General features: G+C 55.6%; 10 protein-coding genes. 4 read left to right on the forward strand and 6 right to left on the reverse strand.

The window, feature by feature from the left end:
- Positions 1-241 precede the first annotated feature (241 nt).
- The 6 genes from B2R17_RS17665 to B2R17_RS17690 all read right to left on the reverse strand — a co-directional run bounded on the left by B2R17_RS17665 (position 242) and on the right by B2R17_RS17690 (position 8,728).
- Positions 242-1,069 carry a lipoate--protein ligase family protein gene (locus tag B2R17_RS17665; RefSeq protein ID WP_008668507.1) on the reverse strand — a complete coding sequence of 276 codons (828 nt, stop codon included), beginning with the start codon at positions 1,067-1,069 and terminating at the stop codon, positions 242-244.
- Entirely contained in the window at positions 1,066-2,568 is a 1,503-nt protein-coding gene (gcvPB, locus tag B2R17_RS17670) for an aminomethyl-transferring glycine dehydrogenase subunit GcvPB (protein WP_286765020.1), read from the reverse strand. The genes B2R17_RS17665 and gcvPB overlap by 4 nt, the downstream gene beginning before the upstream one ends.
- Positions 2,569-2,601: 33 nt before the next feature.
- The gene (gene gcvPA / locus B2R17_RS17675) at positions 2,602-4,005 is read right to left on the reverse strand and encodes an aminomethyl-transferring glycine dehydrogenase subunit GcvPA (RefSeq protein WP_286765021.1); all 1,404 of its coding nucleotides are present in this window, start codon (positions 4,003-4,005) and stop codon (positions 2,602-2,604) included.
- Between the two features lie 4 nt (positions 4,006-4,009).
- Positions 4,010-4,408 carry a glycine cleavage system protein GcvH gene (gene gcvH, locus B2R17_RS17680; protein ID WP_037252318.1) on the reverse strand — a complete coding sequence of 133 codons (399 nt, stop codon included), beginning with the start codon at positions 4,406-4,408 and terminating at the stop codon, positions 4,010-4,012.
- Positions 4,409-4,511: 103 nt separating this feature from the next.
- Positions 4,512-5,678 (reverse strand): glycine cleavage system aminomethyltransferase GcvT, encoded by a 1,167-nt coding sequence (gcvT, locus tag B2R17_RS17685; protein WP_008668512.1) that lies wholly within the window; start codon positions 5,676-5,678, stop codon positions 4,512-4,514.
- Positions 5,679-5,899: 221 nt separating this feature from the next.
- The gene (locus B2R17_RS17690) at positions 5,900-8,728 is read right to left on the reverse strand and encodes a M16 family metallopeptidase (RefSeq protein ID WP_286765022.1); all 2,829 of its coding nucleotides are present in this window, start codon (positions 8,726-8,728) and stop codon (positions 5,900-5,902) included.
- A 243-nt stretch (positions 8,729-8,971) separates the two neighbouring features.
- Between B2R17_RS17690 and B2R17_RS17695 the strand changes: the two genes are divergently transcribed.
- From B2R17_RS17695 to B2R17_RS17710, 4 genes are all read left to right on the forward strand, one after another.
- Positions 8,972-9,409: a Rieske (2Fe-2S) protein gene (locus tag B2R17_RS17695; protein ID WP_286765023.1), complete on the forward strand. Its 438-nt coding sequence runs from the start codon at positions 8,972-8,974 to the stop codon at positions 9,407-9,409.
- Between the two features lie 272 nt (positions 9,410-9,681).
- Positions 9,682-10,158: a hypothetical protein gene (locus B2R17_RS17700; protein ID WP_286765024.1), complete on the forward strand. Its 477-nt coding sequence runs from the start codon at positions 9,682-9,684 to the stop codon at positions 10,156-10,158.
- Complete coding sequence (locus tag B2R17_RS17705) at positions 10,148-10,309, forward strand: MarR family transcriptional regulator (RefSeq protein WP_286765025.1); 162 nt, start codon at positions 10,148-10,150, stop codon at positions 10,307-10,309. The genes B2R17_RS17700 and B2R17_RS17705 overlap by 11 nt, the downstream gene beginning before the upstream one ends.
- Before the next feature lie 4 nt (positions 10,310-10,313).
- A partial coding sequence (locus tag B2R17_RS17710) for an MBL fold metallo-hydrolase (protein ID WP_286765026.1) occupies positions 10,314-10,875 on the forward strand: 562 nt, incomplete at its 3' end.

Here is a 10,875-nt window from a genome sequence, read left to right on the forward strand (position 1 = left end):
CACCTGGAATGGGTTGCACGCTTTGGCACGTGGGACAACGAGCTGACTTGCCAGCCGATTCGTCACCAACACGTAGGACCGCGTTGCAGGAAGAGCAATGGAATTGGATCGCCATGAGATGCCTTCGGCGAGGAGCACATTGGGGTGGAATCCCTGCAGTGTAACGGTCTCCACCATCGCCGTGGGGCGGCACTGACCCACCGCTACATTTTCGCGTCTTTACCAACGCACGTCTCGGTGGCTATCGCTTCGACGTCCAATCCGAATTGCCGTATCGCTGCGTAACAATTTGTTTCGCAGCTTTGATCTCGTTGGACTCAAGTGCACCCAACTGCCAATCGATCTCAAACATCGCTTTGAGTCGTCGTTGCAATCCGTGAACGAGTTGATCCATTTCCAATCGCCGTCCAGCCAGTTGTTGGATCCCCGGCAAGACATCCGCGTGAGGCGAAACACTCCACAACAAACTGCCGTGTTGCAACAACGCTCCTTTGGTTCTGCGTTGCGCACTCCCCAGCACCTTGTAGCCACTCACGATCAGATCTTCGTCCGTGCGACGTTGAAAGCAGAGGAAGGGCTCGTCACGTTTGCCAGCACTTGATGCCCCGGATGAATCATACGACATTCGCGTTACCGCGCCCGTCCCAAGCGTTCGAAACGGTTTCGCATCGACACCCATCACCTTGAGTTCGCTCGCGATCGCTTCGTGGACGTTTCGATAAGTTGCTTCGCGTGCTCCCGTGTCCGAGACATTCATCGGCAACGTCAACGACAGCGTCAGCTCAGCGTGATGCAGAATAGCGCCTCCACCGGTGGACCGGCGAACCAGATCCACTTCGCCGGTGTTCCCCAAAGAGACACCTGTTCGCTCTGCCCACGCCATCGCTTCGGCCAAGGGTTGGAAATACCCGAGCGACAAAGTCGGCCGTTTCCATCCGTAGAATCGCAGCGTGGGAGGTGCTCCCGCAGCGACACTGCTGAGCAATGCCTCATCGATCGCCATGTTCGCCGCCGCATCATGGCTCGCCAATTCGATCAATCGGCCACGGATGGCAGGGACTTCACTCACGTCGCGGATTCACCCGCCGCATCCGTCCATTTCAAAATCGGACGTCGAGCCGCGGTCACGTCGTCAGGCCGACTAATTCGTGTCGAGTGCGGTGCATCGTGGATCAGCTCCTCGCCTTCTTCCGTGATTCGGAAGAGAGCTTCGACAAACGCATCCAACGTTTGCTTGCTTTCCGTTTCGGTCGGCTCCACCATCACGGCTTCGTCAACAACCAATGGGAAATACACCGTTGGTGCATGGAACCCGTAATCCAAAATGCGTTTAGCGATGTCCATCGCGGAAAGCTTCTTTTCTTTCTTCAAACGGGTCGCCGATGCAACGAACTCATGCATGCAACGATCGCCATGAGGCACATCGAGGAAATGCTTGACCTTGCTGAGCAAGTAGTTCGCGCCGAGCACGGCGTCTTCGCTGACGTGACGCAAACCGTCGCCACCATAAGTCCGCAGATAGATGTAGGCTCGCACCAACACGCCGGTGTTACCAAAGAAGCTACGAACACGTCCGATGGAATCATCCGATGGCGAGGTCAAGTGATAGGTGTAGCGATCATCGTCGCCGCTCGCGCCTTCGTTTTCGACGCGAGTCACAACTGGACCAGGCAAATACTTGGCCAGAAAGTCACGAACGCAAATCGGGCCGGCACCAGGCCCACCACCGCCGTGAGGTCCAGAGAAAGTCTTGTGTGGGTTGTAGTGCATCAAGTCCGCACCAAAGTCACCGGGGCGTGTGATCCCCAAGATCGCGTTCATGTTGGCACCGTCCAAGTAGATCAACGCTCCGGCATCGTGAACCAGTTGGTTGATCTCTTCGATCTGGCTATCAAACAATCCCAATGTGTTTGGGTTGGTCAACATGAACACGGCGGTCTTGTCATCAAGCTTCGCTTTGAGATCTTCCAGATCCACTAAACCATTCGCGCTGCTCTTGACCGTCTTGGTTTTGAAACCGGCCATTTGAGCACTGGCGGGATTGGTTCCGTGAGCCGAGTCGGCGGTCAAAACCACGCTACGATCGCTACCCTGGTCGCGGAAGTAAGCCGCCGCGACCAACAAAGCCGCCAACTCACCATGGGCACCCGCCGCAGGCTGCATTGAAACGCCCGGCAACCCGCTAATCTCCGCGAACATGCCCTGCAGTTCGTACAACAACTCCAGCAACCCTTGCAGGCCCGACTCATGCTGCAGCGGGTGCACGTTGAGGAACCCAGGCAACGAAGCGATGCGCTCGTTGCGTTTTGGGTTGTACTTCATCGTGCACGAACCCAAGGGGTAGAAGTGCGTGTCGACGCTCATGTTCAACGTCGACAAACCAACGAAGTGGCGGACCACGTCGCCTTCGGCAAGCTCTGGAAGTGGTGGCGGAGTTTCGGCCAGAGCCTCGTCCGCGAAAAGTTCGTCGACGTTCACCGATGGCACGTCCAAATCACCGAGTCGGTGAGCACGTCGTCCAGCGCGGCTGAGTTCAAACAGAAGCTGAGTCGATTGTTGGTTTCGCATGGTTGCGTGAATAAATGAGTGAACTTCGTTGAATCAAACCGTGGCCATCGAGGGAGCTTCGCAGAGCACTTTGGCCCAACGATCGATCTCCACACGCGAACGTTTTTCAGTCACCGCGACGAGGAAACATTGCTCGTATCGCGACGGCAAAGCGACCGCGGTTTCCGAGGCTTCGGAACCACCGACGCACATCGGCGTCATGTCGATCCCGGCTAGCAAGCCGTTGTCACGAGCGTGAGCCAGCAAACCATCGACGTCCGCACCAAGGTCTCGCACGACGAACTCCTTCAGCGACGGGCCCTCGCCAACGACTTCGAACCGATCCGATTTCGCAATCACTTCTTTGGCATAAGCCGTTTTTGCGATGCAGTGATCGGCGGTCTCTTTCAATCCCTCGGGGCCGAGCAGCGACAGGTGCACCGTCGCTCGCAAAGCCAACAGCGTCTGGTTGCTACAGATGTTGCTGGTCGCTTTTTCGCGGCGGATGTGTTGTTCGCGAGTTTGCAATGTCAGCACCCAACAGCGTTTTCCACGACGGTCGGTCGTTTGTCCCGCGATTCGGCCGGGCAGTCGACGAACCAACTCTTCACGACACGCCATGATGCCAAGATAAGGCCCACCGTATGCCAGTGGGTTGCCCAAGCTTTGACCTTCGGCGATCGCGATGTCGACGCCCATGTCACCGGGACGCTTCAGACGCCCGAGGCTGACTGGATCGAACACTTGAATCGTCAGTGCCCCGGCTTCTTTGGCCGCGGCTGCGATTTCAGAAACTGATTCGAGTTGACCGACGAAGTTTGGATGCTGGATCAGCACGCAAGCGGTTTTGTCATCGATCGCATCGATCATGGGCTTGGAGTGCCCATTTTCATCCGAAGGAACCACCACCAACTCAGCGTCGATGTTCTTGAGGTAAGCCACCAAGATGTCGCGATACTGTGGGTGAACCACATCGGTCGTGATGACTTTGTTGCGGCCGCGTTGCATCGACAAAGCCATCAAAACAGCCTCGGTCGCTGCGGATCCGCCGTCGTACAAACTGGCGTTGCTGACGCCCAACCCGGTCAACTGCGTGACCAAGGTTTCGTACTCGAACATCACCTGCAAATTGCCTTGGCTGACCTCGGCTTGATAAGGCGTGTACGACGTGTAGTACTCACCCCGCGACGCGATCTCATCAACGGCGGCAGGGATGAAGTGGTCGTAAGCACCGCCACCCAAGAAACAAACATGCGAGTCGGCCGATGCATTGCGAGCGGCCAACCGAGTCATCTCGGCGGTCAACGCCAACTCATTGCAGGCCGGTGGCAAATCCAACGGGCGCTTCATACGAACCGCTTCTGGCACCTGATCGTTGATGATCTCATCGATGCTGTCGGCACCGATCGATTTCAACATCTCTCGGCGGTCTTCGTCGGTGTGAAAGAGATAACTCATTCGATCAACCTGCTTCGGAACACTGTTTTTGATAAGCGGCATAGTCCATCAACGAATCAGGCAGATCCGCTGACAATTTCACTTTCAGAATCCATCCAAAATCGAACGCGTCATCGTTCAAATTGTCCAAGTTGTCAGGCAGGTCGGTATGAACCGCGACAACTTCGCCAGCAACGGGGCTGTACAGGGGGCTAACCGCTTTCACGGATTCGACTTCACCGAATTCTTCGCCAACTTCCAGCGTGCGTCCAACTTCGGGAAGGTCCATGTAGACCAAGTCGTTGAGCTGCTCGACGGCGAAGGCTGAGATACCGATCGTTGCGAACTTGTCGCCGCCTTCTTCTTGAACGTCCACCCACTCATGGGTCTCGGCATAACGCAGGGTCGAAGGGTCTCGTGCCATCGGAGGCTCCTAACGAATCAATGAAAAATAAAGGGAAATGGATGAATCAAAACTTGTTGAACAACATTCGCGAATCGCGGTCGCGGAATGTCGCGTCACACGACTAAGACGCGGCAGGTGGCCGTTTGTAGAACGGCAGCTTCGTCGGCAAAGCATCCGTTGTCTTGCCACGAATATCAATTTGGAAGCTCGCATCTTTCGCGTGCTTGGCATCGATGGTCGCCATCGCGATAGGAACACCCAACGTGGGTGACGGACCACCACTGGTGACTTGCCCGATCTTTTCGCCGTCCGCACTCAAAACGTCGCAACCTTCTCGAGCGGGACGTTTACCCGTGGGAAGCAATCCGATTCGACGTCGTGTTGGGCCTTGTTCAGCAACGGCCCGCAAAGCTTCTTCGCCGATGAAGTGACGGTCCTTCAGGTTGCAACCGAACTTCAATCCGGCGGTGATTGGATCAATCGTTTCGTCCAATTCATGCCCATAAAGCGGCATCCCGGCTTCCATTCGCAGTGTGTCGCGAGCGCCCAAACCGGCGGCGACAAATCCTGCTTCGCGACCGGCGAGCAAAACGTTTTCCCAAACTCGGTGAGCTTCTTCGGCTCGAACGATCAACTCCAGTCCATCTTCGCCGGTGTATCCCGTGCGGCTAACGATGACTGGTTTCTTGAACTGGTCCGTGATGAAGGCGTTGTAGTTTTTCAGTCGCGATGGATCGATTGAGAAGAGTTTCTTGCAGACTTCGATCGCCATCGGTCCTTGGATCGCAATCATCGCCGTCAACTCGGTGCGATCCGACATGGTGACGGTGGGGAAGTCGGCCAGGTGAGGCTCGAACCACTTCAGTATTTTTTCTCGGTTGGATGCGTTGACCACCAACAGGTGAAAGCGTCGCTCCGAAGGCGTTTGCAAAAACGAAACCAGCACGTCGTCCAGCACGCCGCCTTCCGCATTGCAGACCATGCCATAGCGGACTTGGCCGGGCACCATATCGGTCACACGACGCGTCAAAACGTGGTCGAGAAATTCGGCCGCGTGATCGCCATCGAACCGCAATCGGCCCATGTGCGACACGTCAAACAAAGCGGCCTTGGTACGACAGGCTTGGTGTTCCGCGACGATGCCTTCGTACTGAATCGGCATCTCGTAACCGGCGAAGGGAACCATTTTGGCCCCGGCTTGGCGATGCCAAGCATCCAACGGTGTTTGCAGAAAGTCCGCCGGGGAAGTTGGATTTCCCACAGGATCGTTGGTGGATGAAGTTGTCATAAAAAACGCTCGACAACGCAGGCAAAAACGAACCTCATCGGCTGGGATCCCCTACCAACCGGCACAACACCAGCCACGGGAACCCTGGACAAGGACGAAACACTCGGATGAAAAAGATCAATGTTGGTGCCGAGTGTAAACAACAAAAGCCGGACCTGGCACCCGCCCGATCCGGCTTCGCTGCATTTTTATGAATCGATTGCAGCCGAACTGCAACCAGATCACTCTGCTGGCTGCTCGACCGCCGCAAAGTCACCTGCGATGGCCATCACCAAGCCATCGAGATCCACGTATTTTTTCAGCGCCGCGTTGACCGAATCAACCGTCGCCGACTGAATCTGCTCTTCATGCTTCGCCACAAAGGCCATCGTTCGATCGTTGAAGACCGATTTGACCAGCATGCTAGCTAGCCTCGAATCACCCGTTCGGCCAATCCGTTCGGCTTGCAAATACGCACCCTTGGCCTGCTCCAACTCTTCCTCGGTGACGCCGTCTTCGAGCACCCGCACAACCTCTTCGCGAATCACGCGAAGCAGCTTGTCTTTGTTGGCCGGGTTGGTGATCGCGTACAGCGTGAAGCTGACTTTTTCATCCTCCGCAAAGTTCGCCGCGGTCAAACCGCTACGTACCCCGTACGACAAACCTTCTTGTTGACGAACACGGTTGGCCAAACGGCTGCTCAGCGATCCGCCTCCCAAGATGAAGTTGCCCAGCACCAACGAAGCGTACTCGGGATCCGAATCCGCCAACTTGTATTGCTGGCCGCTGTACAACAACGCGTTGGATTTGTCGGGAGTCTCAATCGTCACGACGGCACCGGGAATATCAGGCTGAGCCGGCGTCACGATTCGCTCAAACGGCTGCTTAGCTTCCCAACCTTCCACGATCGACCGGAACTTCTCTAGCGTCGGCTCAACATCGAAGTTGCCAACGATGGCCAACTCACCGGCTTGATTGCCCAAGTACTCCGCGTGCAATTGGCGGATCTGCTCGATGGTCGTCTCTTCGTACATGTCGATCTCTTCTTCGATCGTCATGACGTACCGGATGTCATCCTTGTCGTACGGCGAGAGCATTTGCTGCACTTTGCGAGGTGCGAGAGAATTTGGTTCAGTCTTGTTCTTTTCCAATCCGGTGATGACTTGGCGACGCATGACTTCGAGCTCCGATGGCTCAAAGCGAGGCGAGCGGAAAATCTTTCCAATCAAGTCAATGACTTCGGGCAAGAACTCTTCTTTGGTTTGCACCTGAACCTGCAACACACCTTTCAAGGTGTAGATCTGGACCTCAGCACGCAACCGAGTCCACTCGTCCTGCAGTTGTTGATAATCAAGATCTTCGGTGCCGCGAGCCATCATCATTCCCAACAACTCAACCGCGCCGAGTTTGTCCTTGAGCGACTCAGCCGTTCCGAAACGCAGCGTCATCAACACCGAGACCGAATCACCGCGAGTTTTCTTCGGCAGCACGGCGTATTCGATTCCGCCAGCCAACTTGCCACGTTGAACGCGTTCTTCAATCGCTTCCGGATTGGGATCGAAACGTTCCCCAGCGGCGGCAGCGGCCCGGCCTTTGTAGTCTTTCAGCAAAGCCGCCAAATCCGGTGATTCGGGGATACTGACACGATCCGATTCCTCCGATGGCATGAACAAACCAACGGTTCGGTTGTTTCGTTTCAGATAGCGATCGGCAACGTCACGAACTTGTTCGACGGTCAACGCTTCCACAGCGTCGCGATACAAGAAATACAGACGCCAATCACCTTGCGCGGCCCAGTCACTGAGCGAAACGGCGATTTTGTCCGTGTTGGCTGATTCCAATTCGCGAGCCTTCAACATTTGTTGTTTGGCTCGTTCCACCTCTTGTTCGGTGATGGGGTTTTTCGCCCAATCGTTTTCCATCAAGTCGATCAGCTTGGCACGGGCCTGCTCAATGGATTGCTCCTTGGGCACTTCTGCCATCGTCATGAGCAACCCCGGTTCGCGAAAACCGAACGCCATCGCGAAAACGTTGCTGGCGATTTCAGTTTCGACCATTTCTTTGTAAAGACGACCGCTTGGCTCATCACCCAAGACGTTCGTGAGAGCTTTGACCGCGGCGTAATCTGGATGACTGCCCGCGGGAATGTGGTAGGCGGCGCCGACGACTTGCACGTCGCCGACCCGACGCAGCACAACCGTTCGCTCCCCATCTTTTGGAGGCTCGACCGTGTAAGTTTCGTCGATTGGAGTGTTGGGAACCGGCAGACTGCCAAACGCATCGTTGACCGCTTTCAGCGCGTGATCCACCTCAAAGTTGCCCGCGATGATGACCATCACATTGTCCGGGCGGTAATACTTGCGATAGAACTGGCGCAGCTTGACGACCGGCACACGCTCGATGTCGCTGCGGTTGCCAATCGTCGATTTGCCGTAGTTGTGCCAATCGAATGCGGCCGACTCAATCCGCTGCATCAAGACTCGCATCGGTGAGTTCTCGCCGCGTTCAAACTCGTTGCGAACAACGGTCATTTCGCTTTCGAGGTCTTCGCCTTTGATGTTGCTGTTGAGCAACCGATCGGCTTCCAAATTCAATGCGAACTCGAGATTGTCTTCGCTGGCCGGAAGTGTTTCGTAGTAGTTCGTCCGGTCCATCCAAGTCGTGCCGTTGAACCGAGCTCCGCGATCCTGCAACACCTTGGGAACTTCCGGGTGGGTGGGCGTGCCCTTGAACAACATGTGTTCGAGAAGGTGCGCCATCCCGGCTTCCCCGTAGCCTTCGTGACGCGAGCCAACGAACACGGTCATGTTGACCGTCACGACTTCTTTGCTCTCATCGGGAAAGAGCAAAACCTTCACGTCGTTGGGCAGTACATATTCGCTGATCCCCTCGACTTCGCGGAGTTTCAATGGCACGGACGAATCCTTTTTTGCCGCGTCATCGGCAGGACAGAGGGTTGGAATCAAACAGAGAGCAGCGACCAGACTGCTCAGCAGGAAAGCGGACGTTCTGCGTCCGCAGCGGCATCGAACCGCCGCCACATCCAGTTGTGAAAGCATTGCGAAATTCATCCGATCGTCTCGTTGGAGTGATGTATGAGCTGAGGGACGCCCGAATTGTAACGGCGAGTCGACAAGTGTGTCCCCCCGGGGTCGCCGCGATCGCCAGTAAACTTCACACTGAGTGCATTCCAGGAGCGGTCGAGAAACGAGCGTCCGGTACCATTTGTGCAAAGCCCCGCTGGGTCGTTCCGGCAATGGGCACCGGCACCTTCTTTCCCGCTCATTGCCAAAGGCTTTTCACGGACAGACCCCATGAGCGATTCAAATTCCGATCCGAAACCGACGCGAAATTTGTATCCCAACGAACTCGCCGAGCAAAATCACAACCGCCAACCGCGAGAAGACCTTCCGTGGCACGTCGCGTTTGATCTGAACGAGGCCGAACCGGGACTCGCCGAACGCTTGGCTGCCGATCCCAACACAGAATCTTTTGTACGAGAAGCCTTGGTGGGTGATCGAATTCTCGCCGTGATCTTTCATTCGGGCCAATGGTACGCGATGGACGGAATCTGCACGCACCAAGGCGGACCGCTCGCCGAAGGTCATGTCGCGGACGGCTGCGTGACGTGTCCTTGGCATGGATGGCAATACGAACTGGAAACCGGAACCCAAACGACCAGCCGCCAACCTCTTCAAGCGGTTTTTCCAATCCGACAAAACGGCACGGCAATCGAAGTCCAACTGCCCTGAATTTGATCCGACCGCATTGCAGTTCCCGACGGACTGGCCACGGCGAACAGTCTCGATGACAGGATGAATGGCAGCAGACGGGCGAATCGCACCAGACGGATGCGTTGGCCGGCTGACCATTACACATGGACAAAGCTCATCGAAGCACCATTTTTTCACAAAAACGTTGACTCACGCACAAACACCTGCACAATACAGCTTTCGTAGTGAAACCAATCGACGGGTTTCGAACTCGCACTTCGCTTCCTCGCTTCACGCACAAAACAAATGCCATGACTTCAGTAAAACGGAACATCCGATTGCCGCGAGTCGCCTTGGTGACCCGGATCCTTTTCGCATCCTTCCTTTTTGGAACGGGGATCATGACGATGGGATTTGCATTGAATGGCTACCCCGTCGGCGAGACGCCGGATGATGTCGGGCGATTCATGATCGCACTCGAGCAAACTGGCTACCTGATCTTCTGGGTCGGCTTTTTCAAAACGGTTGCTGGTGGATTGATGTTCTTCCCGCGAACAGCACCCCTGGCTGTGCTGATGTCACTGCCCTACGTCGTCAACATCCTGCTGTACGTGACATTCTTCGCCCATCAATACCTGGCGATCGGGATTCCTGATTTCGCTGCCTGTGCACTGCTGATTTACTGCTACTTCGATTGGTACCGACCAATCTTTGCTGGCCCCACGAAGCAGACTGCCTCTGTGAACGCTCCAACATCAACGCCTTCCGCGGCGGACCATGCGTTTTGACTCCGAGCAACGATTGCCAAACGTCCCGCCGCTGCTGGATGGCCAGCGGAAGATCGCTTTGAAAGGAATCTCGAAGAAGGAGTTGGATGCAGCGCAAAACGTTCTGCAACACATGCAGAGAAACTTCAAGAACCATCTTTCAAAGGATTAATCTCATGAACAAAAACCACTTCCGAATCCGCTTCGGCACTAGCTTACGAACAGCCGTTCTACTCGGCGTCCTCGCGTTGACTGCTGGCCTTGCCAACGGACAAACAAAGGTCCAACCCGAAACCGCGCTGAGGATGCTGAACGCTCAGCAACAACAGTTCGAGAAGGGTGTCGTTCAAGTCGCGGACAACGTTTACACCGCGGTTGGTTTTCACGGCGCAAACACGTCGATGATTGTCGGTACCGATGGGGTCATCATCGTCGACACTCTTTTCGGTCCGTCCAGTGCTTCCAAAGCGGCGGAAGCTTTTCGGCGATACAGTGACAAACCGGTCAAGGCGATCATCTATACCCACAGTCACGGCGATCACACCGGTGGAGCCAGTGCCTTCGTTGGCGATGAGAAACCGGATGTCTTCGCAACGGAGACCTTTGGTTCAGCCGAAGGTGTCAACAAAGCAGTTGAACCCGTGAAAGCGAAACGAAACATACGCCAGTTTGGTCGCAATCTCTCTCCGTCCGAGAGTACCAATCGCGGTGTCGCTCCGGCCAACACCGAAGACGGCG

The sequence above is a fragment of the Rhodopirellula sp. UBA1907 genome, from assembly GCF_002337565.1.
GTDB lineage: Bacteria > Planctomycetota > Planctomycetia > Pirellulales > Pirellulaceae > Rhodopirellula > Rhodopirellula europaea.